This window comes from Brevibacillus sp. LEMMJ03 (assembly GCF_007197875.1).
In the GTDB taxonomy this organism is placed as follows: domain Bacteria; phylum Bacillota; class Bacilli; order Brevibacillales; family Brevibacillaceae; genus Brevibacillus; species Brevibacillus thermoruber.
The window spans coordinates 1-24175 of record NZ_VKJN01000008.1 but is presented as its reverse complement, the minus strand read 5'-3'; the positions used below and the strand labels follow the sequence as shown (position 1 = coordinate 24175).

The following is a 24175-nucleotide window of genomic DNA, read 5'->3' as shown; positions in this document are numbered from 1 at the left end:
CCTCGAAGGAAATACTCCCTATTTAGGGTGAACGAAAAGGCGGTGTGTCACATGAACATTCTTCGAAGGCTGTTCCCTGACATGTTTTCGGCGTTTCATGACAAAGACGAACCTGCACACGGGGACGAACAGACCCGGACCGATTCGTCCCTGTCGGTTGAAGAGCTTCAGAAACGGTTCTGCCACGTTCATGATGCCTGTGTGAAAGAATTGCAGGTGAATGCCCAGGCTGTCACGCTGTTTTACGTTCGCTCCCTGATCGATGCGGACCAGTTGCGGGAGGGGATTCTGCTCCCGCTGGTACACGGGGATTACGACTGCGCAAGCCGCGCCATCATTTCCGATCAGGTCAAGCCGGTTCCGAATCTCGAAAAGGCGATTGAACAAACCCTGCAGGGCGCCGTCATCGTGTTTGGCGAGGGGCAGGTATTTGCCGTGCATATTCCCAGCACCATCAGCCGTTCCATTGAAAGCTCGGAGCAGGAAGCCATCGTCTACGGACCCAAGGACAGCCTGAGCGAGCAGTTGGATCACAATCTGACCATGATCCGCAGGCGTTTGCCCGTGCCGGAACTGAAGTACTGTTTGTTTACCCTGGGAACGTTGAGCAAAACAAACGTCGCGCTGCTATACATCGAGGGAATTGCCAATCCGGAAAACATCCGGCTCGCATTTGAAAAGACATCGAACATTGATTTCGATGTATTTTTTGACTCGTCGCATGTCAGTGCGTTTTTGGAGGATCACATGGGAAGCGTTTTTCCGCAGTTTCAGCAGACGGACAGGCCGGACGCGGTAGCCGCCGCACTGGCCAGCGGAAAAATTGTCTGGCTGGTCGCCAATACGCCGTTTGCGCTGATTGCCCCCGTTACGTTTTTTGATTTGTTTCAGTCTCCCGAGGATTACATCCACCGCTGGATGGTCAGCAGCTTCTTGCGGTCCCTTCGTTTCTTTGCCTTTTTGTTTGCCATCGTCCTGACGCCGGTGTATGTGGCGCTGACCACGCACCATTACTATTCGATTCCGCTGGAAGTGCTGTACCTGCTCATGGAGTCGAGGAGCGAGATTCCCTTTACCCCGATCTGGGAGGCCATGTTCATGCTGCTCACCCTCGAGATTCTGAAGGAGGCCAGCTTGCGGATGCCCACCAAGTCCGGCCAGACGCTCGGGATTGTCGGGGGAATTGTCGTCGGTCAGGCTGCCGTCGAAGCGAATGTCGCGAGCAATATTTTGATCATCCACATTGCCGTCTCCGCCATCGCGTCGTTTCTGGTGCCGAATTACCTGATGACGAATTCCAGCAAATTGATCCAGTTCGCCCTGCTCATCCTTGCCGCCTGGCTGGGGATGTGGGGAATCATTTTCGGAATGGTGTGGGTGCTTATCCATTTAACCGGGCTCACGTCCTTGAAGCAGCCGTATTTTGCTCCCCTTACCCCGATGTATTGGCGAGATTGGAAGGATACGATCGTTCGGCTGCCGTTGAAGATGATGAAACAGCGGCCTGCGCACCTGCGACCGGTGGCGAAATCGAGAATGAAAAAGGAGATCCGATGAAGAGCAGTTCGTTGTTTGCCCATGACAAGCCGCTTCAGCCATGGATGTGGGCTGTTTTGGTGAACAGGATGCAAGTCGGCTACTTCATGCTGATCCTGCCGAACGTGCTGGTTCAACCGTATATGGTCTGGATCATTTTGCTTGCCGGATGTTTGGCTCTTCTCAACCTGTGGGTAATCGGAAAGGGCCTGGAAGCCAGTTACCAGCAGCATGAAACGGAAGGATGGCGGCCGTTCGTGGGGAGCGTGTGGATGCGCGTGTTGATGGTCCCCTGCCTGGTCATCATGCTGCTGAAATTGACGATTGTCGTGAAAGGGTATGTCGGCATCGTGCACCAGATCCTGTTTCCCTCCGTCAATACCGGGACGTTCATCGTTCTGATGATGTTCGCCGGATATTATTTGGCGAAACACGGGATGTGGACGGTGCTTCGTTTTGGCGTGATCGCCTTTCTGATGTCCGCCTGGATCCTCGTCCTGTACGGGTATTTTTTGTTGCCGCCGGAAGCGAACTATTCCCATCTGTATCCGATCATCCCGCTGCAGTGGCCCTCCCACTGGCTCGAATCCCTGCTGTTCGTATGGGCGGCGTTTGCCGGGCCGGAATATTTCGTTGTGTTGGGGCCGTGGACAGGGGGAAAGCCGCTGACCAAATACTTCCTGGCGGGGCACGTTGTGTCACTCTTCGAATACGTGTATTTCTTTTTCGTTTCGCTGCTGTTTTTCGGTTCTCCCTATTTGAAAACCGTTGATATTGCGCTGATCCAACTGATTCGTTACATCCAGCTTCCTTTTTTTGAACGCGTGGAAATGATCGTGGTGCCCGCTTACATGGCCCCCGTTGTCCTGGTGATCGCGCTGCTGATGCTTTATGTATACGGGGCCCTTCGCATTCTGCTGAAGCGAATCCGCAAGCCGCCGCATGCGGGAGGGTTGTTCATGGTGTTTTTGGCGGTGGGAGGGTATCTGTTGATTGTCGATCGCTGGCTGTGGACATCGGAAATCCAAAGACGCATGTGGGAACAACTGCAGATGGTTGTCGGCGGGGCATCCTTTGCATTGACTCCCGCCCTGTTTCTTGTGCTGCATGCCATGCAATCCAGGAGGCGAAAAAGTGAAAAAGCGCAGTAACAGCCTGATGATCGTCCCGATGCTGCTGATGCTGTCCGGCTGCGGCTCATGGCCGGTGAAAAGCAGCATCATTGAAGAAATCTCGCCGACAATCCTGCTGTATGTCGACCGGGGCGCGGACAAACACCTGGAGCAGGCAACCTTGATCCCGCCTCTGCGCGAGGAAAAGAAACGGATGATCACGGCAAACGTCAGGCTGATGAAGGAAGGACGAATCCAACTGAACCAGAAGTACTACCGCGAGATGAAAAGCGGGCAGCTGCGCATGCTCTTTATTTCCAAAAGTCTCGCCCAGGAAGACCTCCTGCCCATTGTCAACACCATGATGCTTGATCCCGAAATCTCCGACCGCCTGTATCTGATCGTCGTGGAAGGAGATTTTCTCGCGTACTTGAACCAGCAGGTCGAAAAACAGCAGGAAATGATCGATTTTTATCTGTACAAGATGCTGGCTCACTATGAGCGGCAGGGGGAAATCACGGTGACCAATCTGCACCGGTTTATGGAAGCGTATTTTTCTCCTTATGCAGATCCGCAGATGCCGCTGTTCACCGCAAACGGAACCGATTTGATCTATGAAGGAACGGCGCTGTTTCGCGACGGCAAAATGGTGGGCGAAATCACGGCGCTGGACGATACCCTGTTCCAAATCCTCAACCGACCGACGCGATTTCAAAAGTCGCTGCCCCTGCCGGAACGAGGAGTTACGCTGGGGTCGCTGCACACGGAAACGAAGGTGACGGTACAACCTACAGGCGATGTGAAGATTTACATCGAAGGAACCGGGAGGGTGGAAGAATACCAGGGCGAGCGGGACCTGAGCCAACCGGAAGCGGCGCAGCAGTTGACGAGGGAGTTGGAAGCGGTTCTGGAACAGAAGGCCGCCCTTCTTGTGAAAAAGCTGCAGCAGTTGAGGATTGACCCGCTGCGGATCGGAGAGCGCACCCTGGGCCCCTTTTCGCAGCCGTACACTGAGGAAGCGTGGAAAGCGGCGTGGCCCACCATGCCTGTCCATGTGGACGTGCATTTGCAGCTGGAAAGTCTGGGATTGCTGAAGATGAAAAGATGACGAAGCCCTTGCATGGCCTGTCGGCAGCAGCAAGGGCTTCTTGCCTGTTAGTTGCGGCTGCGAACCTCCTGCCGCATGAACAGAACGTACGAGGCGGCAAAACAAACGGCTGTAGCCGCAAGCAGTCCCGTTACCTGCGGCCAGACCAGAAGCAGGCTTTGGCCGAACGGAAGCGGACTGGGAATCGCTCCGTAAATTTGTTCCATCGTCAGCGGCCCCAGGCTGCGGACGGATGGCGTCAGCATCGTCGTGGTGGCCTCGCTGAACAACTGGCTCGGCGACAGGCGGGAGAGGTTCAGGACAAACTGCTGATGGGACAGCACGTTCTCCGGCGTCTGCGCAGCCGGTGCGGTGGCAGCGGCCGTCAGGTTGACCAGCAGCGGAAAAAAGACGCTGAAGAACAGCCAGACGGCAATCCCCGCCAGCGCGGACGTGGCCGCCTGGCGAAAGCGGGTGGAAAACAGGATGCTCACGCTCAGCCAAAAGGCCACGTACAGCACGCTCAGCGCCAGGAAGAAGACCATGCGCCCCAGTTCTTCCGGCGTGGGCGGAATGCCGATGGCGATCAGTCCAAGCCCCATGACGAGGAATCCCAGGGCAAACAGCAGGACGCTGATGACGATGAGCGCCGCGACAAATTTGGCGTTGATCACGGTATCGCGGTGCAGCGGCTGGGACAACAGCCGGCTCAGCGTGCCTTTGTTGCGCTCCGAACTGATGGCGTCAAAGCCCATCCCGATTCCCAACAGCGGGCCGAGGAAGCTGACAAAGGTGATAAACGGCGGCAGCGTGCCGTCCGAGATCGTGAACAGCTTCAAAAACAGGAAGGATGCGCCGCCGTCCTGTTTGGGCACCGCCTCCCGGATCGTCGACAGGGCGGTGTACAGCGACCCGATGCAGGTCAGGACCAGAATCGACACCAGGATGACAAAGCGCCAGCTTCGCAGGTGGTCGGCCATCTCCTTGTGCACCATCACCCAAAACGGGTGGAGAGATTCCGCGCGGGGACGAACAAACCGGTCAAACACGGACATCCCCCCCTTCGAAATAGCGATGATAGATTTCGTCCAGCCCGTACGCTTTGGTGTTCAGGCGGTGGAGAGCGGCGCCGGATTCGACGGCCAGCCGGGCGATCTCGGGGGCCGCGTCCGTCCTGCAGGAGAGGAGCAGCGTCCCGTCCTGCCGACGCTCGACGCGAATCACCGGTTCCAGCCTAGCCAACTGCTCCACCAGTTCCTCGCTGGCCGGCCGCACATCGGCTTCGATCAGGATCGGCTCGTCGGCAAACAGTTGGGCCGACAGTTGGGCCAGGTTGCCTTCCGCCAGCAGTCTGCCCGCCACGAACAGGCCGACGCGGTCGCAGATTTGCTGCACCTGGTGCAGATGGTGGGAGGAGAGCAGGACGGTAATCCCCTCGTCTCTGCTCAGCCGCTGGATCAGGTGCAGAAAGTCGCGGACGCCCTCCGGGTCAAGGCCCAGCGTCGGCTCGTCGAGGATGATCACTTCGGGCTGTTTCATCAGGACGTCGGCCAGCCCCAGCCGCTGCCTCATCCCCCGGGAAAACGTTCCCGCCCGTTTGTGGCCGTGTTCGCTCAGGCCGACGCGCTCCAGCAACCGGAGCGCCCGCTCTTTTCCCGTCTCGTCGGGAATGCCGTTCAGCCGCGCCGTGTAGAGCAGGTTTTCCAGGCCGCTCATGTCGTCGTAGAAGCCCACGTCGTCCGGCAGGTACCCCACTTTTCGCTTGACGGCCAGCGGGTCGCGCGTCGGGTCGTGGCCCGCCACCCGGACGGTGCCCGACGTGGGTTCCGTCAACCCCAGCATCATCAGGATCGTCGTCGATTTTCCCGCGCCGTTCGGCCCCAACAGGCCGAAGATTTCGCCGCGGCGGATGGTCAGGGTCAAGTTGTCAACCGCTTTGAACCCGCCGTACTCTTTCGTCAGGGCAGACAGTGTAATGACGTCTTCCGCCATGTGTTACCGCCTCCCGTAGGTGCGGAACAGGTAGGTGACACCACCCGCGACGGCGAGGATTACCAGTACGCCCAACCAGCCCCACAGCACCGACGTTTCGACGGCGACGCGAAACTCCGCATCCGCGGAGGCCTCCGGCGCGGTGGCGCTGACATTGACGACGTAGTCTCCGGCGATTGCCTTGCTGTCTGCCTTGATCGTGGCGGTCACGTCCGCCTTCTGTCCCGCTGCCAGTTTGTCGATCCGCTTCGGTTCAAAGGTCACCTCCCAGTTGACGGGCGTGCTTGCGGAGAGTTCCACGTTGCGCAGATCGGCCGTCCCGGTGTTGGTCACCTTCAACTGCAGCGTCCGCGTGCCGCCGGCGGTGACGTCCGTGCTTAACACGCCGGTCGGGGTGCTGACTTCCAGGCCGTAGGTGCCTGTAATCACCGCTTCCAGCTCCAATTGGGCGGAGGTGGAGGAGGTGGCCGCCTTCACCGGGATTTTGTACGATCCCGATTTCACTTTTTTCGGCGGACGGATTTCGACGTCGATGTCCTTCGAGCCGTTGGCGTCCACCTGCACAGACGTGACCGCCTTGCCGTCCGCCTTGAACTGCACGTCCCAACCTTCCGGCGCTTGCGCCGTCAGGGAGTAGAGCTGCTTTTGCGCAGTCCGGTTGCGCAGGGTGGCGCTGTATTGAAACTGGGAGTCCGCCGGTCCTTCCATGTTTGGCTGCTCGCTGGTCAGCTCCGTCTTGAACGAGCCCTGCTGCGAGACGGTGACGGTCAGCGGCAGGACCGCTTTCCCCTTGGCGCTCAGCTCGAAGCGGTAGGTCCCCTTGTTCACGTCGAGCGGGACGTCCACCTGCAGGGTGACGGAGCGGGAATCCTTGGGCTTGACGGCGATCGTCTGCACGCTCCACCCGTCGGCGGTGATTTCCGATTCCCACTTGGCCGGCAGATGTTCCACCTCAAGCTCCGCGCTTTCGATGGCGCTTCCGTTGTTGATCAGATCGACGTTGTACTGGATGGACTCACCCGGCGTCACTGTGATGGCGGGATACGGCGTGTACAGGCTCAACGCTCCCGCGGCGTCGGCCCGGGCAGAGGCGGCTGCGGCGAGACCGAGGGCCAGCGCCAGTCCCAGCGCCCACTGCCGGTTCCACTTGCGCTTCATGATGTCAATTCCCCCTTTATCGTTGATAGTTGGTTTCACCCCGTATACGCGGAAGCATGCGCGGTTGGATTTGTCGGCGTCCAAAAAATTTTCGGGAGGTCCCGAACAGCGGGAATGGTGCTGATCCCAATTGCGCATTCGCGCCTTTTTTGTTACAAGAAAATTGGGAAAGAGGCATCGGCAAAGGGGGAGGAAGGGCGTGTCGGAACAGAACCTGGAAGGGGAGCGCCTGCTCAGGGAAATGGGACGCGGCTCGCGGGCGGCGTTTGAAGCCTTTTACGAACGGTACGCCGCTTTCGTCTACCGCGTCGCCCTGCGGATGCTGCACGATCCGATGGAGGCAGAGGACTTGTGTCACGACATTTTTCTCGAAGCCTACCGGACGGCGGCGCAGTACGACCGGCAGCGGGGAAGTGTCGAGGCGTGGCTCGCGGTAAAGACCAAGTCGCGCTGCATGGACCGCCTGCGCAGGACCCAGGCCAAACAGCAGCGGGAACAGGCGGCGGACCCCCACCCGCTGCAGGGCGACTCGGTGGAAGAAACGGTGTTGGCAAAGCTGGAACGGGAAACGGTGCGGAACGTGCTGAACGGGATTCCCGAGCCGCAGCGGCAGGCGGTCTACGGGGCCTATTTTCAGGCGAAAACCCATCGGGAACTGGCGGACATCATGGCCCGGCCGATCGGAACGGTCAAGTCGCTGATTCGCTACGGACTGCACAACCTGCGCAAGCAGTTGGCGGAGACGGGATGGTACGGAAGCGGCAAGGGAGGCGATAAGCGTGAGTGACAAGCATTGCGGCGTAAACGAAGAAGACGTGATTGACCTGGTTCTCGGCAAACTCTCCGCCGGGCGCAGCGAGGAACTGGCGCGGCATCTGCATCGCTGTTCCCGCTGTTCGGCTCTGCACCGCGAGTGGTCGGCGATTCTGGACGGAAGCGGCGGAGCCGGAGAACCCGCTGAACTTCATGCGCCTGCGCGGAGAACGGAGCCTTCACCCCGTCTGAAAACGCGGCTGCTTCGCTCCATCGATGCGCGCAGCCGGCGGCCGCGGCGGCGTCGTGCGGCGGTCCTGTCCTCGGCGGCGGCCTGCGTCCTGCTGGCGGCCCTGGCTCTGGTCCCGCTGCGAGGAGACGTCATGGACCGGGCGGAGCCGGCCCCCGTCTTCCACGGTGAACCCGCCACGTCCCTGTTCCTCAGGCAGAACCGGATCGTCAACGACCCCAAAACGGTGCTGCATCAAGCGGTGCCCGTGATGCGGACCAACGTCAGGGGATACGTCTGGATCAACGACATGTCCAACGAGCTGCTGATCCTGGCGGAAGGACTGGACCCGCTGGAAGAGAAGGATTATCAGGTCTGGTTCATCATCGGAGACAGCAGGGCAAACGCAGGTGTGTTACAATGGAAGGGACGGATGGCGCACTTGTATGTCCACGACGGAGACATTCGCCGGGTCAAGAACATCGCCGTCAGCATCGAACCGAAAGGGGGCAGTTTTTCCCCCACCGGTCCGGAGGCGATGTTCGTGAACATTCGTCCGTAAACTGTGTCAATAAAAAACCTTGACAGTGCATGGAGAATTGGGTAGTATAGTTATCGTGCTGTAAAGGAGAATCACTTTACAGGACATAATCGAGTACCTCTCAGCAAAGGATTGGTTTCATGCTGGAGAAGACCAATCAGGTAAATCTCTTGTTCGACTTTTACGCGCCGCTCTTGAAAGGCAAGCAGCGGGAATATCTGGAGCTGTACTATCTGGATGATTTGTCGCTGGGAGAAATTGCCGAGATGCACGAAGTGAGCAGACAGGCGGTGTACGACCACATCAAGCGGGCGGAGCGGCAGTTGTTTGAGTACGAGGAAAAACTGCTGTTGGCCGCCAAGCACGAACAGCGCCAGGCTCTCTTGGAACGCATCGGGCGGATCGTGGAAGAGCTCGCGGACAGCGAGGCAAGAGAGGAACTGCAAGCTTTGCTCCACCAACTGTCGGAGATGGATTAGGAGGGCTCGCATGGCATTTGAAAACTTGACCAGTCGGCTGCAGAACGCGTTTGACAAACTGCGCGGCAGAGGCAAGATCGACGAAACCGTCGTCAACGAAGCGATGCGCGAAGTTCGTCTGGCCCTGCTGGAAGCCGACGTCAACTTTAAAGTCGTCAAAGACTTTATCGCGCGCGTCAAGGAGCGCGCCGTCGGGCAAGAGGTGCTGAAAAGCCTGACGCCCGGCCAGATGGTCATCAAGATCGTCAACGAAGAGCTGATCGAACTGATGGGCGGACACGTCGCCCAGTTGGCCGTTGCCAACCGGCCGCCGACCGTCGTGATGATGGCGGGGCTGCAGGGTGCCGGTAAGACGACCACGACCGGAAAACTGGCCAAGTATCTGCAAAAGCAGAACCGCAAACCGCTCCTGGTGGCGGCGGACATCTACCGTCCGGCGGCGATCAAGCAGCTGCAGGTGCTGGGCGAACAGTTGAACGTTCCGGTTTTCTCCCTCGGCGACCAGGTCAGTCCGGTGGAGATCGCCAGACAAGCGATTGAGCACGCCAAAGAGAACCATCTCGACTACGTGCTGATCGATACCGCCGGCCGGCTCCACATCGACGAAGCGCTGATGGAAGAGCTGAAGCAGGTTCGTGACGTGGCCAAACCGGATGAGATTCTGCTCGTCGTCGACGCGATGACCGGTCAGGACGCCGTCAACGTGGCGGAAAGCTTCAACAGCCAGCTCGAGCTGACAGGCGTGGTACTCACCAAGCTGGACGGCGACACGCGCGGCGGTGCCGCGTTGTCCGTCAAGGCCGTCACCGGCAAGCCGATCAAGTTTGCGGCGATGGGCGAAAAGCTGGACGCGCTGGAGCCGTTCCATCCGGACCGGATGGCGTCGCGCATTCTCGGGATGGGCGACGTGCTCAGCCTGATCGAAAAGGCGCAGGCGGCGGTTGACGAAGAAAAGGCGCGGGAAATGGAGAAGCAGATGCGTCAAGGGGAGTTCACCTTTGACATGTTTCTCGAATCCATGCAGCAGCTGCGCAACCTGGGCCCGTTTGAAGACATTCTCGGCATGCTGCCGGGCATGAACAAGATGAAGGGCCAGCTCAAGGTGGACGAAAAGCAGATTGCCCGCGTCGAAGCGATCGTCAAGTCGATGACGAAAGCGGAGAGGGCCAACCCCGAGCTGCTGAACGCCAGCCGGCGCAAGCGGATCGCGGCCGGAAGCGGCACGTCGATCCAGGAAGTGAACCGGTTCATCAAGCAGTTTGAAGAAATGAAGAAGATGATGAAACAGTTCACCGGCGTGGCCGACAAGATGAAAAAGAAGGCGAAGAAAAAAGGCTTTGGCCTTCCTTTTCTGGGCAAGGGCGGCGGCAATCCGGGAGGCATGAACTTCCCGTTCAACTTCAAGCCCCCGTTCAAGTGATCTCGTATGATCTCTTCGCGCCCTGCTCCGGCAGGTGACGCGATGGTTCAGATAAAAGAGATGCCAACGCGACGAGTTGACCGTTGCGTTGATCCATACAGGAGGTGAAACAGCATGGCAGTAAAAATCCGTCTGAAGCGCATGGGTTCCAAGAAAGCGCCGTTCTACCGCGTAGTAGTGGCTGACTCCCGTTCTCCGCGCGACGGCCGTTTCATCGAGGAAATCGGTTACTACAACCCGGTTGCACAACCGGCTGTGGTGAAGATCGATACCGAAAAAGCGGTGAAATGGATCCTGAACGGTGCAGCTCCGACTGACACGGTTCGCAACCTGCTGTCCAAAGCAGGCGTTCTGGCGAAAGTACACGAAACGAAATTCGGCAAGTAAGCCGGTCATCCGGAGGTCCGATGATGAAAGCACTGGTCGAAACGATCGCAAAGGCTCTCGTCGATCATCCTGATGACGTTCGTGTAAACGCTGTGGAAAAAGAGCGCACACTCGTCTACGAACTGTCGGTGCACCCCGATGACATGGGGAAGATCATCGGCAGACAGGGACGAATTGCCAAGGCGCTGCGCTCCGTCGTGATCGCCGCCTCCGTCCATACGGATAAGCGGGTCACGGTTGAGATTGTCTGAGAAAAAGGCTGGGAGCTGTCCCAGTCTTTTTTGATGCAGGCGGCCTTCGAGAGGAGTGACGGACGTGCTTACCATTTTGCGTACGGTTCAGGTGAAGGTGATCATGACGGAAGCCTCCCGCGCCGCATTGGTGGAACAGTACCGCCAACAGATCCGGCGGCGGCAGGAAGAGTGGGAGCAGTGGCAGTTTCAGGCCAAAAAACTGCTCGCGGACGCCCGCAAGCGGTCGCCCGAGGCGCTGCAGTTGGTGCAGGAGCGGATCGCCCGGGAGGAACGGCAGCGCAAGGAAAAGCTGGAGCAGCTCCAGTTTCAACTGCGGCAGGCGGAAAACCTGCCGGAGGGCAGCGAGATTGAATATGCGACCGTGCAGAGTCCCGTCCAGATTCGCGTCGGAGATGTGTGGGATGAAATCATGTCCGGAACGGAAATCATGGTAAAGGACGGACGGATTCACGAGATTCGGCAAACGCCCCGCGAATAGTCGATGCGCCCGTACATCATCCCCACGAAAGGAGGAGAAGGCGCGTGAGCCAAACGCGTTACTACACCGTGGGAAAACTGGTCAACACCCACGGGCTGCGGGGGGAGGTCAAGGTGATTTCGACCACCGACTTCCCCGACGAGCGCTTCCGCAAAGGGAGCGAACTGTTTCTGTTTCATCCGTCGCTGGCGGAGCCGCTGAAGCTGAAGGTGGCCTCCCGCCGTTCCCACAAGGGGTTTGAACTCATCAGCTTCCAGGGCTACCCGTCAATCAACGACGTGGAAAAGTTCAAGGGCGGCGAGCTGAAGATTCCCGAAGAAGCGCTGATGGAGCTGGAGGAGGACGAGTATTACATCCACCAGTTGGTCGGCTGCCAGGTATTCACCGACGAGGGGGAAGAACTGGGCAGGATCGTCGACGTGCTGCAGCCTGGCGCGAACGATGTGTGGGTGGTAAAAGGAAAGCGCGGCGAAATTCTGCTGCCGTTTATCGACGACTGCATCAAGGAAGTGGACATCGCCGGCAAGCGGGTCGTCTGCCACCTGATGGAAGGCCTGCTGTGAAGGGGGACGGATCGTGAAAATCGACATTTTGACGCTCTTCCCCGAGATGTTTGACGGCGTCCTCAACAGCAGCATCCTGGGGAAAGCGCAGGAGAAGGGCATCGTCCGGTTTCAGGTGATCAACTTTCGCGATTACTCCGAAAGCAAGCACGGCACCGTTGACGATACGCCCTACGGCGGGGGAGGCGGCATGGTGCTGAAGCCGGAGCCGATCTTTCGCGCCGTGGAGTCCGTGGCCGGCGACGTGAAGCCGCGGGTGATCCTGATGTGTCCCCAGGGCCGGCCGTACAACCAAAAGCTGGCTGAGGAGCTGGCCCGGGAGGAGCATCTCGTCTTCATCTGCGGCCACTACGAAGGATACGACGAACGCATCCGCCAATACCTCGTCACGGACGAAATCTCGATCGGCGACTACGTGCTGACCGGCGGCGAGCTCGCGGCGATGGTGGTGATCGACAGCATCGTCCGGCTGCAGCCGGGGGCGCTGGGCAATCAGGCGTCCGCGGAGAAGGATTCGTTTACCACCGGGCTGCTGGAGTATCCGCACTACACCCGTCCGGCGGAGTTTCGCGGGTGGAAGGTGCCGGACATCCTGCTCTCCGGCCACCACGCCAATATCGAGCGCTGGCGGCTGAAGGAATCGCTGCGCAGGACCAGGGAGCGCAGGCCTGATCTGCTGGAAAAGATCGAGCTGCCCGATGAGTGGAAAGCACTTCTGGCCGAGCTGGAGGAAGAGGAAAAAAATTCGGGTTCCGGACCGGAATAGCTCTTGTGGATTCATGTCCGGTGTGTTAATATACTTCTTGTGGCAATTTTGCCCGCTGACTAAGGCGGTCCGCTACCCGGATCTCAGCGCGAAGCTGAGTCTTGTGAGGACGGGTAAGAACGTCTGAGCGGAAGGAGGGAATTGAGGATGAACCAAGTGATCCGTGAATTGGAAAAAGAGCAAATGAAACAGGACATTCCTGCGTTCCGGCCTGGTGACACGGTTCGTGTTCACGTAAAGGTTATCGAGGGTCAGCGCGAGCGTATTCAGCTGTTTGAAGGCGTTGTGATCCGTCGTCGCGGCACGGGTGTAAGCGAAACGTTCACCGTTCGTAAGGTTTCTTACGGCGTAGGCGTTGAGCGTACGTTCCCGCTGCACACGCCGAAGATCGACAAGATCGAGGTTGTGCGCCGCGGTAAAGTTCGTCGCGCGAAGCTGTACTACCTGCGCGATCGCGTGGGGAAAGCAGCCCGCATCAAGGAAATTCGCAAATAATCGCATGTTTTGCATACAAAGGGGGTCTGGTCTGCTTGCCAGGCCTCTTTTTCCCATTATTCCATCCAAACACGGACGCGTTCCCTGAACCGGGCGTCCACCAAGGCACAATGCGGGAGGATCGGACCCATGAGCGAAGAAGTTACCTCCAGCCGCGCCAAAAACGAGACGTGGGAATGGATCAAGGCGCTCGGCATAGCCATCGCGTTAGCATTTCTCATCCGTACCTTCCTGTTCGCCCCGTTCATCGTCGAAGGCGAATCCATGGAATCGACGTTACATAACAACGAAAAACTGGTGGTCAACAAGGCGGTCTACCACCTGACGCAGCCGAAGCGCGGCGACATCATCGTGTTTCACGCCGAAGAAAGCCGCGATTACATCAAGCGGGTCATCGCGGTCGCGGGAGACACGGTGGAGGTGCGCAACGACCAACTGCTGATCAACGGGAAGCCGGTGGACGAGCCGTACCTGGCCAAAAACCGGGAAGAGGCGGCGAAACTGGGCGTTCCGCTGACCAACGATTTTGGACCGATCCAAGTGGGAGAAGGCGAGATTTTCGTGCTTGGGGACAACCGCCTGAACAGCCACGACAGCCGGGCGATCGGCCCGATCAGCCTGGACAGGGTCGTGGGACGGGCGGAATTCGTCTTCTGGCCGCTCTCCCAGATCCGCCTGGCCCGCTGACGACCTCCCTTTATCACACACCCGAGGCAGGTGAGACATCATGACGATTCAGTGGTTCCCTGGCCACATGGCAAAGGCCCGCAGACAAGTTACGGAGAAACTGAAGCAGATTGACGTGGTGATCGAACTGCTGGACGCCCGTCTCCCGCTTTCCAGCCGCAACCCGATGATTGACGAGATCATCAGCGGAAAGCCCCGGCTGATCCTGCTCAACAAGGCCGATCTGGCCGACAGCCAGGTGACGGACGAGTGGATCAGCTACTTTCGCGAACAGGGCATCCGCACCCTGCCGATTGACGCGCTGAGCGGGAAAGGTGTGGGCAAACTGCCGGAGATGTGCCGGGAACTGGCGGGCGAGATGCTGGCCAAGCGGGCCGAGAAGGGCATGCAGGCCCGCGCCGTGCGGATCATGATCCTCGGCATCCCCAACGTCGGCAAGTCGTCCCTGATCAACCGGCTGGCGAAGCGTTCCGTGGCGCAGACGGGAGACCGTCCTGCGGTGACGAAAGCCCAGCAGTGGGTGAAAATGGGCGACACGCTCGAGTTGTTGGATACCCCCGGCATCCTCTGGCCCAAGTTTGAAGATCAAATGGTGGGACTGCGGCTGGCGGCGAGCGGGGCGATCAAGGACGAGCTGATCGATTTTACCGACGTGGCCCTGTTCGCCATCAGCTACATGATGCATTACTACCCGGAGCGGCTGCAGGAGCGGTTCAAACTGCAAACGCTCCCGAGCGACCGGGTGGAGATGCTGGAGGAGATCGGGAAAAAGCGGGGATGCCTGGCATCCCGCGGAGAGATCGACTACGACAAGGCGGCCGAGCTGTTCCTGCGCGACCTGCGCTCGGGTAAGCTGGGGCCTGTCTCCCTGGAGCGCCCCGCCGATTGGGAGATGGAGGAGCCGATCGGAAAGCCGCCCTCTCTGTCCTGAAGGAGATCGGGAAAACCTGTCTATCCACGCCGGATAGGCGGGTTTTTCCGTTCAGGCGGACACATTTTGGATACATAAGGAGAAAGCCGTCAATGAATCTCGCGGAACTGTCGATAAAGGAAATACGGGAGCTCATCGAAAAAATGGACGAGATCCCCAAAGATTTTTTACAATGGTTGCGGCAGGACAGCCGAAAAGGCGTACAGGAATTGGCGCGCCAGCTCGAGGGCGCAATGGCCCGGCAGGCCAGGCTGGCGGAACAGTGGGAAGCGATGACGCAGGTGGAGCGCGCCCTGCGGGAGGAAGGCCACGTGCATCTCTTCGGGATCGACGAAGTGGGCCGCGGCCCGCTGGCAGGCCCGGTCGTCGCCTGTGCCGTCTGCCTGCCGGCCGATTTTTACCTGCCGGGGCTGAACGATTCGAAGAAATTGCCCGCATCGGTACGGGAAGGATTTTATGAAGTCATCAGACGGGACGCGCTGGCAGTCGGCATCGGAATCGTGTCCGCCGAGCGGATCGACGAGATCAACATCCTGGAGGCGACGCGCGAAGCGATGCGGTTGGCGATCCAGGATGCGGCGATCGAACCGGACGTATGCCTGATCGATGCCGTACAGCTTCCCGATCTGCCCTGCAAACAACTGCCGATCATCGGCGGGGACGGCAAGAGCGTCTCCATCGCCGCCGCCTCGGTCGTCGCCAAGGTGACGCGCGACCGGCTGATGGCGGAATACGCCGTACAGTATCCCCAATACGGCTTTGACAAAAATGCCGGCTACGGGACGGCGGAACACCTGGCCGCCCTTCAGCGGTACGGCCCGTCGCCGATTCACCGGCGGACGTTTACAGGGGTGAAGGAGCGGGCCTGAGAAGCGTTCCCGTCCGGGTTACAAAGGAGGAGGTTTCCCATGTTTTCCCCCTCGCAATTAGTACAGTCGCTCGTTCAACGCGCCAACGTCTCCGCGCCCAAGCCGGTCGAGCTCACGCCGGGCCAGGTCTTTACCGGCACCGTGCTGAGAACGTACCCCGACAGCATGGCGTTGGTCCAGATCGGCGGCATGCAGGTCCAGGCCAGGCTGGAGGCCAATCTGGAAGCGGGACATAAAGCGTGGCTGCAGGTACAGCCGTCTGCCGGAGTGGTAACGCTGAAAGTGCTGGGCACGACGCGGGACGGAGGAGCGGCGGACGCGTCGCTGGAAGGGCTGATCCGCTCCCTGGGCCTCAACGACACGAAGGAGAACAGGGCGATCGTGCAGGAGCTGGTGCAGGCCAGGCTGCCGGTTACCCGCGAGACGGTGCAGGCGTTTGCCGCCATCGCGCAGCGCCTGGGCATGAGCAAGGAGACCGTCGACGCTTTTCTTCTCGCGGCAAAACGAAACCTGCCGCTGACGCCTGACGTCGTGGCCGGGCTGCGTACCTTTTTGTCGAAACAGCCGATCAGTCAGGCGATTCAGGCATTTTTGCAGCAGGCGGAGCAGTTTTTGCAGACGCACGGGGAGCGTGCGGGAGGACAGGCCAGCCGAAACGGATCGGCTGCCGCGTCCTTCGCAACGTCCCCTTCGGCACCCGCTGCCGCTCCGCTCCTCACCCTGGTCGGCCAGTTAAAACAGGCGGTGGCCGGTTTGGCGGTGCTGCTGCCCGATCACCAGGGAACGGACGACCGGATGTCCCATGGCGAAAACGGTCAGCCTTCCGCAGGGACAGCGAATGCGGCCGGGACAAACGGAAAGGCGCAAGCACCGCTTCCGTCCTCCGCAGCGGCGGGTGCCCTTCGGCTGGAAACGTCTCCCCATGCGATGACCGCGGCCACCGGCAGCAGCGGGTCAAACGGAATGGATGCTCCTCGGCAGGGGATGACGGCTGCTTCAGACGGTACCTTAACCGGGGCCACCCCTTTGGGCAGCGGGACAGCGAAGATGGGGGAGGCGCTGGCGCCGAATGGCCGACAGCAAGGCGTTCCGCTTGCAGGCAGCAGCGGTCTGCCCGTTGGAGGAACCGCTGCTGATTCAGCGTCAACCCGTAACGGGGGGCAGACGCCTCAGGCAGCCACGTCCGGTCCGCACGGTACGGGAACGCCGAACACCGCTGCAGCGACGACGGTCAACGGCGCAACGAGTGTGGCAAATCCGGCCTCGACCAATCAGGCAGCTGGAAGCAGCCACTTGTCTGTTCCGTCTCCGGCAGCCGGCGGTACGACCGGGGCAAATGCAGCGGCTCATGCACAGGCGGCTTCTGCGCATGGCCATCCGATTCAGGAGCTGTTTCAGCGCTTGGGGCTTGGGCACGAGCGGGATCTGATGAGCCGTGCGCTGGCCCACGGGATGGATGCCGCTGCCCAGCGGCAGTTGGACAGCGTGAAAGCGCTGCTGCTGCAGCTTTCCCAAGAGACGGCCAACGCCGTTCCCGCCGCGCTTCGCGACACGGCGGACGCGCTGCTTCAGCACATCACCGGACAGCAGTTGATGCTGGTGCAGCCCTCCAGTCAGACGCTGTCGCAGGTGGTCATGCAGATTCCCATCCGCACGCAGCAGGGGGATGAGACGGCGTATGTGCAGATTGAAGCCAAGAAGCGCGGGGGAGGCGAACTGGACCCGGAGAACTGCCGCCTGTTTTTCCATCTCGAACTGAACGAGCTCGGCACGACGATGGTCGACGTGGCCATCGTCAACCGGATCGTCAGCGTCCAGCTCTTCAACAACACGCCGTGGGTGGAGGCGCTGGCCCAGGAAATGAAAGAGGGATTTGCCCGCCAGCTCCATGAAGCGGGATACCAATTGTCCGGACTCCGGGTGCAGGGAATTCCGGACAGCCAGCCCCAGGCGGCGGCTGCCGCCACGGGAAGCAGAACCGGGTTCCTGGCCGATTACAAGGGAGTGGACATTCGCGTATGAACAACGCCTCCGATGCGAATGTGAAGCGCAAACAGGCGGTCGCCCTCCGCTACCAGGCCAAAACGATGGAAGCGCCCGTCGTCGTGGCCAAAGGAAAAGGATATGTGGCGGAAAACATCCTGAAAACCGCAAAGGAAAACGGCATCCCTGTTCAGGAGGACCCGTCGCTGGTGGAGGTGTTGGGCAAATTGGACCTCAACCAGCAGATCCCGCCCGAGCTGTACCAGGTGGTGGCGGAAGTGCTTGCGTTTGTCTACCGCCTCGACAAGGGAGGGCGAAACAAGCGATGAGCCGCGGACGGCGCGCGCTGGGGCAGCGCGGCGAACAGATGGCCGAACTGTTTTTGCAGCAAAAAGGGTACCGCGTCCTGGAACGGAATGTGCGCACGCGGCAGGGAGAAATCGACCTGATCGCCCGGGACGGTGATGTTCTCGTATTCGTGGAGGTGCGAACGCGGACGGGCACGGCGTACGGCACGGCGGCCGAGTCGGTTACGTGGCGAAAGCAGCGAAAATTGCGGGAACTGGCCCTCGCGTACCTGCAGAATCGCGCTAAACCGGTGCCCCGTTTTCGCTTTGACGTTGTGGCGATCTGCTGCCGCCCGGACCAATCGCCGGAAATCGAACACATCGTCAACGCCTTTTAACGCAAAAACGGGCGCCAAATCGGCCGCCCACTGGGGATATGTCTACAGCAGATGCCTGTTGGGCGGCGTAGAATGTAGTGTACTCGACGCGATGAAACTCCTCCAAGCACCATCACTTGGCCTTCCGGCTTGCGCTGGAAGGCGTTTTTTTGTGCACGGCACGGTGTTTCCCGCCGATTTTCTTGCGGCAGGATGCTGTCTTTTCGTACGGTTGAGGTAAGGAACGGGAGATGTAGTCGGGGGGAAGCCATATGTATGCACGCAGTTTTGCCGGTACCGTCTACGGTATCGACGGGATGCTGGTTGCGGTGGAAACGGACATCGCCAACGGATTGCCCCAGTTCGATCTGGTCGGGTTGGGCGGCTCAGCCGTGAAGGAAGCGCGCGACCGGGTGAGAGCGGCGCTGCGCAATGGCGGGTTTGATTATCCGATGCAGCGGATTACGGTCAATCTGGCTCCGGCCGACCTGCGCAAGGAGGGGTCGGGGTTTGACCTGGCCATCGCGATCGGCATTTTGCAGGCCTCCAAACAAATACCGCCGCGCCCGGAAGCCGTGCTGGTGCTCGGCGAACTGGCGCTGGACGGGGCGCTGCGCCCGGTTTCCGGCGTGCTGCCCATCTTGCTGGAAGCCAGGAAGCAGGGGTTTACCCATGTGATCCTGCCGGAGGAAAACGCCGCGGAAGCGCGCCTGGTGGACATCTGCGTGCTTCCGGCCCCCAATCTGGCTGCCGCCATCGGGTACTGGACGCGGGGATTGGAGCCGCCTGCCGCCGAATCTCGCCGCGACCCTCAAAAAAGGTCCGTGCAGGCGCAGATGAACCATTCGGACTTCGCCCATGTCTGCGGGCAGACGTTTGTAAAACGAGGGTTGGAAGTGGCGGCCGCCGGATTTCATAACGTGCTGCTGGTCGGCCCTCCCGGCTCCGGCAAGACCATGCTTGCCACCTGTCTGCCCTCCATCATGCCGGACATGACCACGGACGAGTCGTACGACGTGACCAAGATCTACAGCATCGCCGGCCAGTTGACGCGGAACAGCGGTCTGATCCGCGAGCGGCCATTCCGCTCGCCGCACCATACGATCACGGCTGCCGCCCTGATCGGGGGAGGCGGACAGATTCCGCGCCCTGGAGAGTGCAGTCTAGCTCACGGCGGCATTTTGTTCCTGGACGAGCTGCCGGAGTTCTCCCGCCACGTGCTGGAGGTGCTCAGACAGCCGTTGGAAGCGGGCGTGGTGACGATCGGGCGGTCGAGACAGGTGTTTACGTTTCCCGCCCGCTTCCTTCTGGTGGGATCGATGAATCCGTGTCCGTGTGAATAACATCATTGGAAAAGGAATATTTAATGGTAACGGATGCACGCGGTCGTTTGGTATGCTCCTCGTAGATGGTATGGACCTGGATGGATTGGACAAGCGTTTTGACAATCTCGCGTTTTAGTTCAAACGAAGGTTTGTCATTCAGCTTGTCCCGTAACTCGTGGAGTAGTTGAATCGCGTTCGTTGTTTTCGTGGCGTAATCCTGGTCAGCTTGCAATGAACCCTGTATATCACGCAGCCGTTGCTCCAGGAACGCCTTTTCCTGGTTGATTTTCTGAATCTGTTTTTCCAAGTCTGAAAAGGTGATGATGTTTTTGCGGAAGAGATCGAGAATGCTCTGCCGCTCAATGTCCTTGTCATCGATTGCTTTCCGGATGACGGCAAGTTCGGACTCCAGATCGTGTTTTTCTGCTTGTTTGGTTTCCATCGTTGCCGCAATCTCTTTAAGAGCTTCTCCAGGATAATGGATAAAGGTAAGGCAATCGTTCCATACCAGATCCTCTATCCAATCTTGGGGGATGTTCTTTGATGGGCACTTTCCCCGCAGCGGCCCCCGATATGCCTGTTTTCCCGTGCAAACATAATAGCCCCTCAAAGCTCTTTTACTCCCTGGATAGTTAATGCCTACATAAGTTAAACCACAGCATTGACATTTCATCAGTCCACGCAGCAGATAGCGATTTTTTGCATTACGGAGAGCTTCAAGGCGGTTATTCTTTAGTACCTGCTGAGCTTTCTCCCATGTTTCCACATTAACAATGGCCGGAACTTCACGCTCAATAATTTCACGTTTCTTATTACTTCGTTTCCCGTACTGGTGAATCCCTTTGTAGGTGGTATTGATAATGATGTTGCGGATTCGTGCTGGCCGCCAGATACCTGAGGTTTTCTCCTTACGTTTGCCGCGTGTTACTTTCCGATCATCTTTTGTATATGAAGTCGGAACACCCAGGGCGTTTAGGTAATCGGCAACCTTGATGCAGGAGAGTCCTTGGTTCGCAAGCATGTGAAAGATTAACCGGACTACTCCGGCTTCGCTCATATCGGAGTGGGGGAGGGGATCTTCGTTAATCTCCAAAAACCCTTCATGGTTAACCCGATAACCATAGGGAACAATGCCTCCAAGCCACTTCCCAGTACGTGCTGCTCGGTTAGCACCATACCACATACGTTCCAGGATCGTTTCTCTTTCCAGGTCAGCAACACCGGCCAAGATAGTGAGGAGGAAGCGGCCAGAAGGGTCACCAGTGTCAAAGGGTTCGGTCATGGAACGGATTTTTACACCGTAGCCTTCTAATTCATGTACGGCGTTCAAAATGATACGCGCTGATCTGCCCAATCGGTCAAGCCGATAGATGAGGAGGAGATCGATCTGGCCGTTCTTAGCGTCCTCAAGAAGTTCTCGCCCCGCAGCTCGAGCATCCAGGGGAATGGTACCTGTTACCCCGTCATCCTTGTACCACTTCACGATTTCAAGTTGGTGGAGGTCAGCATACTTTCGTGCGAACTCTAACTGGTTTTCGATTGTACCGCGTTCTGCTTGGTCGTCTGACGATACCCTCGCATAAACGACTAATCGGTTCAACATAGTTATCTCCTTGTTTCATTAAGTGTGAGAATATATGTTCGATTTTGCTATCTAAATGAATTCCCCTGCTGGGGGAATTGGTCAAAAAATCTCTGGCAACATTTACCCGGGATAACTTTTCAAGCTGAATTATAAATTTTTTCTTTGACCCGTCTCAATCTTTCCGCACACAACTCCGGAGTCACCATAAACCGGTCCGATAATACTTCTATAATTCCCGGCTGCTTAACATCAATAGCTGTAAGCATATGTAAAGGCAACGCAGCATACCGTGTGAAATTCCTCGCATCCCACTCTTGAAGCTCTCGAAACGCTTTAGGCATCATGATTTGTCGTCCAGCGTGACGGAGGATATGACAAAGCTCATGGTAAAAACGTTCCCGTTGAATTTTGGCGGGAAGCCTTTTGTCTATGGTGATGCTCCTGAAACGTCCAAATTCGTACGACATTGAGGGGACGTCCTTATACACAAGAAAGATGTTTAAGGCTTTCGCGATTCGGGACTCAACTAGATCAATGGGCTCGCGAATACCGAGGGATAGGTAGAATCGCGAGACCCATGATTCCAGAGGAGTAGGGGAATACGTGAGTTTCAAAATCCTTCACCTCGATTGAGAATCTATGTTCGTGATAAAATCAAAAGTAGTTGAATTGAACTATTCGCATTATACTATTTTGTGTAAAATTTTTCTAGATCTTGTCTGTTGCTTGAATAAGGGGAGCTAAGGAGGTTTGCTATAGTGGAGTTACCGATGGGAAAAAGATCACGGAAAAGAAAGTTTTCAAATTGAGAAGTTTGTGGAAATAAAACTCTCTTATAAACGGCACGAGAACCAGCAACAAGATTTCGGTGTATGGGGGAACTGATAGGGACGATCCAATATTTGATGGAATATCAAGGATTAGCTCTACCCCATTCCTAATCAGTCAATGTTAGGGGGAAGAGTTACCGACTTCGTGAGAAGATGAGGACTGGAAACCCCGTATCCCCCTTCCACCTATCCACAAAAAATCACCGGGTAGGTCAAATATGTCGGCGTTTACAACGAATGTTTGTTTGAATAGTTTTATATAGGTTAATGCTCAGAGATAAATGTCTTCGGGGATTGGCTCACAAAAGTAAAGGATTCCTTACTCTGCCACAGTAAGAGGTCCGGCTAACGTAAGAGGTTGGGAGCTTGTCTCCCTCCCTCTTCGTATGTTGTAAAGATACCTTTTTATTGTGAAAGATAGTGTTGTAACCTGCTATACGCAGGCATTTTTATAGCTCGTTTGAGAACGTCTATCACAGTCTTAGTGTCAGCTGGACGATCTTCCGTATGCAATATATTTATTAATTTTGCTGACAATTCGGCAAACGTTGGAATATCCACTTTTTCCTCTTTTTCAGCGAGCATGAGGACTTGAACATGATGCTTTAAAATTTGCTTCAGGTTATTGAACTGATCTACTGATAAGCCTCGTGAAATAACCCAGTCCCAAAGGCAATATTCATCCGCATCAATCGCAATCTGACGCAATAAATCAATATACATCTCTAGGCGTTCAACTTTCTCTTCTAACGATTCGTGTTTCATGATGTATCCTAAATCCTTTCCTTTACAAGAATAAGAATACTATGATATTAGCAATTGTATTGGCTACAGAGCTAGAAGCCGACGTATTGCTCATAATTGCCTGTACAATTACATCTCGTACCCTTTCCTCTACTTGATCTCCTAGACGAGCCAATTCATGAAGCTCTTCAACAATGTAAGAGCGACTTTCTAAAAGAACCTTTTTATACTTACCTTTTGGGAGTTCAGCAATAATATTATCAATGTAGTCGCTGTCTATCAAATCAGCAAGTTTTCTAATAGCTTCTTTAGTAACCTTTGCTCTCCACTGAGCCTCTACTTTCTGTTGGATATTTCCTGTAGTAGAGACGGAAATCGGTTTTGTTTGAATTACACTACTTCCAGATGCGTAAGCAGAGGAAGGTACAATTAAAGAGACTCCCAATACAGCCATAGATACAATAGGGGCAATGGTCTTTCTAAGCATATCATTATCCTCCTTTGAAAATATTTTCCATATACTGATTATACTAATTTATTATATTTTTTGCAATAGATTCCCCCTAAAAATAGTTAATCCGTAGCCTGTCTGGTAACTCCAAAATCGAGTTTGTAATACCGCTCCATAATCTAGACGTTTTGGATAGCACGCTGCGCTGGTTGCCATCCTGAAACCTGTAATGTATTCGCTCCACGCCACAACGATTGATAAACCTGGTTACTTGCAGTTGCCTATCCAGGTCATCCCGACAGAGCGTGTGGGATTAGAAACCCAGTCCATTTTCTCCACTCTTGTGGTCACGTATGAAGTGGATATTATAACTGTTTGGTTACTTCATGTGGTTACCTTTGAGCAGTCAGCCGACTTTTTGTGTACCAAAAATTGGTCTATTCTAATCCGTAATATGACGAGCTTTGCCCGACATGTGTCGCCGTGTGTACATCTGTGAACGGCACTGTTAAAATCCTCAATAACGGCACTTGAAAATTCCCCACTTTCGGCAGAAAATCTCTCCCTGGAGGAGAGAAAATATGCTTAAGAATGGGGAGTTCTACTTGATCAAAGACATGAGACAAAGAGGAATGAATATCAAACAAATTGCTGATTCATTAGGGAGGGATCGAAAAAACGATTCGTAAGTGGCTGAAAAAGGGTGAGCCTACGAAATACCAACGATCTGTTAAAAAAACAAGCATTCTCGATCCATTTAAACCCTATATCAAAGCGATAATGGAAGAAGGCTGCTTCAATGCTGTCGTTTTGTTTGATGAGATCAAAGCCCAAGGTTATCCAGGGCAAATTCGGC

The 24175-nt window shown here is 56.8% G+C and carries 27 protein-coding genes and 1 pseudogene; 20 read left to right on the top strand and 8 right to left on the bottom strand.

Features of this window, described 5'->3' with window-relative positions; all coding sequences use genetic code 11:
- Positions 1-51: 51 nt before the first annotated feature.
- Genes FOI68_RS11640 through FOI68_RS11630 form a run of 3 tightly spaced genes read left to right on the top strand, consistent with a single transcriptional unit; the run spans position 52 to position 3756 of the window.
- Positions 52-1557, top strand: coding sequence for a spore germination protein (locus tag FOI68_RS11640; protein ID WP_255433445.1), 1506 nt, complete (start codon positions 52-54; stop codon positions 1555-1557).
- A complete protein-coding gene (locus FOI68_RS11635; protein WP_052660282.1) occupies positions 1554-2687 on the top strand; it encodes a GerAB/ArcD/ProY family transporter in 1134 nt (377 codons plus the stop codon). Before FOI68_RS11640 ends, FOI68_RS11635 begins: the two co-directional genes overlap by 4 nt.
- A complete protein-coding gene (locus FOI68_RS11630) occupies positions 2671-3756 on the top strand; it encodes a Ger(x)C family spore germination protein (protein WP_185973929.1) in 1086 nt (361 codons plus the stop codon). Before FOI68_RS11635 ends, FOI68_RS11630 begins: the two co-directional genes overlap by 17 nt.
- 47 nt (positions 3757-3803) lie before the next feature.
- Here FOI68_RS11630 and FOI68_RS11625 read toward each other — a convergent pair whose 3' ends face one another.
- From FOI68_RS11625 to FOI68_RS11615, 3 genes are read right to left on the bottom strand one after another with little or no spacing between them, the layout of a single operon-like run.
- Positions 3804-4790 carry an ABC transporter permease gene (locus FOI68_RS11625; RefSeq protein ID WP_143863278.1) on the bottom strand — a complete coding sequence of 329 codons (987 nt, stop codon included), beginning with the start codon at positions 4788-4790 and terminating at the stop codon, positions 3804-3806.
- A complete protein-coding gene (locus tag FOI68_RS11620) occupies positions 4777-5727 on the bottom strand; it encodes an ABC transporter ATP-binding protein (protein WP_143863277.1) in 951 nt (316 codons plus the stop codon). The genes FOI68_RS11625 and FOI68_RS11620 overlap by 14 nt, the downstream gene beginning before the upstream one ends.
- Before the next feature lie 3 nt (positions 5728-5730).
- Positions 5731-6885 carry a COG1470 family protein gene (locus FOI68_RS11615; RefSeq protein WP_044899101.1) on the bottom strand — a complete coding sequence of 385 codons (1155 nt, stop codon included), beginning with the start codon at positions 6883-6885 and terminating at the stop codon, positions 5731-5733.
- 199 nt (positions 6886-7084) lie between these two features.
- Between FOI68_RS11615 and FOI68_RS11610 the strand changes: the two genes are divergently transcribed.
- The 17 genes and pseudogenes from FOI68_RS11610 to FOI68_RS11530 form a co-directional block, all read left to right on the top strand.
- On the top strand, positions 7085-7672 hold the full coding sequence (locus FOI68_RS11610) for a sigma-70 family RNA polymerase sigma factor (RefSeq protein ID WP_029100179.1): 588 nt from the start codon (positions 7085-7087) through the stop codon (positions 7670-7672).
- Positions 7665-8429: an anti-sigma factor domain-containing protein gene (locus FOI68_RS11605; RefSeq protein WP_029100180.1), complete on the top strand. Its 765-nt coding sequence runs from the start codon at positions 7665-7667 to the stop codon at positions 8427-8429. The genes FOI68_RS11610 and FOI68_RS11605 overlap by 8 nt, the downstream gene beginning before the upstream one ends.
- 119 nt (positions 8430-8548) lie before the next feature.
- On the top strand, positions 8549-8887 hold the full coding sequence (locus FOI68_RS11600; RefSeq protein WP_029100181.1) for a putative DNA-binding protein: 339 nt from the start codon (positions 8549-8551) through the stop codon (positions 8885-8887).
- Between the two features lie 10 nt (positions 8888-8897).
- Complete coding sequence (gene ffh / locus FOI68_RS11595) at positions 8898-10307, top strand: signal recognition particle protein (RefSeq protein ID WP_029100182.1); 1410 nt, start codon at positions 8898-8900, stop codon at positions 10305-10307.
- 114 nt (positions 10308-10421) lie between these two features.
- Positions 10422-10694 (top strand): 30S ribosomal protein S16, encoded by a 273-nt coding sequence (rpsP, locus tag FOI68_RS11590; RefSeq protein ID WP_029100183.1) that lies wholly within the window; start codon positions 10422-10424, stop codon positions 10692-10694.
- A 23-nt stretch (positions 10695-10717) separates the two neighbouring features.
- The gene (locus FOI68_RS11585; RefSeq protein WP_029100184.1) at positions 10718-10945 is read left to right on the top strand and encodes a KH domain-containing protein; all 228 of its coding nucleotides are present in this window, start codon (positions 10718-10720) and stop codon (positions 10943-10945) included.
- A gap of 64 nt (positions 10946-11009) precedes the next feature.
- Positions 11010-11426 (top strand): YlqD family protein, encoded by a 417-nt coding sequence (locus FOI68_RS11580; RefSeq protein ID WP_029100185.1) that lies wholly within the window; start codon positions 11010-11012, stop codon positions 11424-11426.
- Between the two features lie 44 nt (positions 11427-11470).
- A complete protein-coding gene (gene rimM / locus FOI68_RS11575) occupies positions 11471-11989 on the top strand; it encodes a ribosome maturation factor RimM (protein WP_029100186.1) in 519 nt (172 codons plus the stop codon).
- A 13-nt stretch (positions 11990-12002) separates the two neighbouring features.
- Positions 12003-12755, top strand: a complete 753-nt coding sequence (gene trmD / locus FOI68_RS11570; protein ID WP_029100187.1) for a tRNA (guanosine(37)-N1)-methyltransferase TrmD — start codon at positions 12003-12005, stop codon at positions 12753-12755.
- A 147-nt stretch (positions 12756-12902) separates the two neighbouring features.
- Positions 12903-13250, top strand: a complete 348-nt coding sequence (gene rplS, locus FOI68_RS11565) for a 50S ribosomal protein L19 (RefSeq protein ID WP_029100188.1) — start codon at positions 12903-12905, stop codon at positions 13248-13250.
- A gap of 129 nt (positions 13251-13379) precedes the next feature.
- Positions 13380-13937 (top strand): signal peptidase I, encoded by a 558-nt coding sequence (gene lepB / locus FOI68_RS11560; protein ID WP_029100189.1) that lies wholly within the window; start codon positions 13380-13382, stop codon positions 13935-13937.
- Positions 13938-13977: 40 nt separating this feature from the next.
- Positions 13978-14868 (top strand): ribosome biogenesis GTPase YlqF, encoded by an 891-nt coding sequence (gene ylqF / locus FOI68_RS11555; protein ID WP_029100190.1) that lies wholly within the window; start codon positions 13978-13980, stop codon positions 14866-14868.
- Positions 14869-14960: 92 nt separating this feature from the next.
- Positions 14961-15737 carry a ribonuclease HII gene (locus FOI68_RS11550; RefSeq protein WP_029100191.1) on the top strand — a complete coding sequence of 259 codons (777 nt, stop codon included), beginning with the start codon at positions 14961-14963 and terminating at the stop codon, positions 15735-15737.
- Between the two features lie 39 nt (positions 15738-15776).
- On the top strand, positions 15777-17759 hold the full coding sequence (locus FOI68_RS11545) for a hypothetical protein (protein ID WP_143863276.1): 1983 nt from the start codon (positions 15777-15779) through the stop codon (positions 17757-17759).
- A complete protein-coding gene (locus tag FOI68_RS11540) occupies positions 17756-18049 on the top strand; it encodes an EscU/YscU/HrcU family type III secretion system export apparatus switch protein (RefSeq protein WP_029100193.1) in 294 nt (97 codons plus the stop codon). Before FOI68_RS11545 ends, FOI68_RS11540 begins: the two co-directional genes overlap by 4 nt.
- Entirely contained in the window at positions 18046-18405 is a 360-nt protein-coding gene (locus tag FOI68_RS11535; protein WP_143863275.1) for a YraN family protein, read from the top strand. Before FOI68_RS11540 ends, FOI68_RS11535 begins: the two co-directional genes overlap by 4 nt.
- A gap of 251 nt (positions 18406-18656) precedes the next feature.
- A pseudogene (locus FOI68_RS11530) lies at positions 18657-19721 on the top strand (YifB family Mg chelatase-like AAA ATPase); the annotation flags it as partial.
- Here the strand turns inward: FOI68_RS11530 and FOI68_RS11525 are convergent.
- The 5 genes from FOI68_RS11525 to FOI68_RS23780 all read right to left on the bottom strand — a co-directional run.
- Positions 19669-21312, bottom strand: coding sequence for a recombinase family protein (locus FOI68_RS11525; RefSeq protein WP_255433443.1), 1644 nt, complete (start codon positions 21310-21312; stop codon positions 19669-19671). The pseudogene FOI68_RS11530 and the gene FOI68_RS11525 sit on opposite strands and share 53 nt — an antisense overlap.
- Before the next feature lie 119 nt (positions 21313-21431).
- Positions 21432-21908: an ImmA/IrrE family metallo-endopeptidase gene (locus FOI68_RS11520; protein WP_143863273.1), complete on the bottom strand. Its 477-nt coding sequence runs from the start codon at positions 21906-21908 to the stop codon at positions 21432-21434.
- 621 nt (positions 21909-22529) lie between these two features.
- Entirely contained in the window at positions 22530-22889 is a 360-nt protein-coding gene (locus FOI68_RS11515; RefSeq protein ID WP_143863272.1) for a DUF1878 family protein, read from the bottom strand.
- Between the two features lie 22 nt (positions 22890-22911).
- Complete coding sequence (locus FOI68_RS11510; RefSeq protein ID WP_143863271.1) at positions 22912-23355, bottom strand: hypothetical protein; 444 nt, start codon at positions 23353-23355, stop codon at positions 22912-22914.
- 603 nt (positions 23356-23958) lie between these two features.
- Positions 23959-24175, bottom strand: a 217-nt coding sequence (locus FOI68_RS23780; RefSeq protein WP_221935119.1) for a hypothetical protein, incomplete at its 5' end; no start/stop codon positions are given.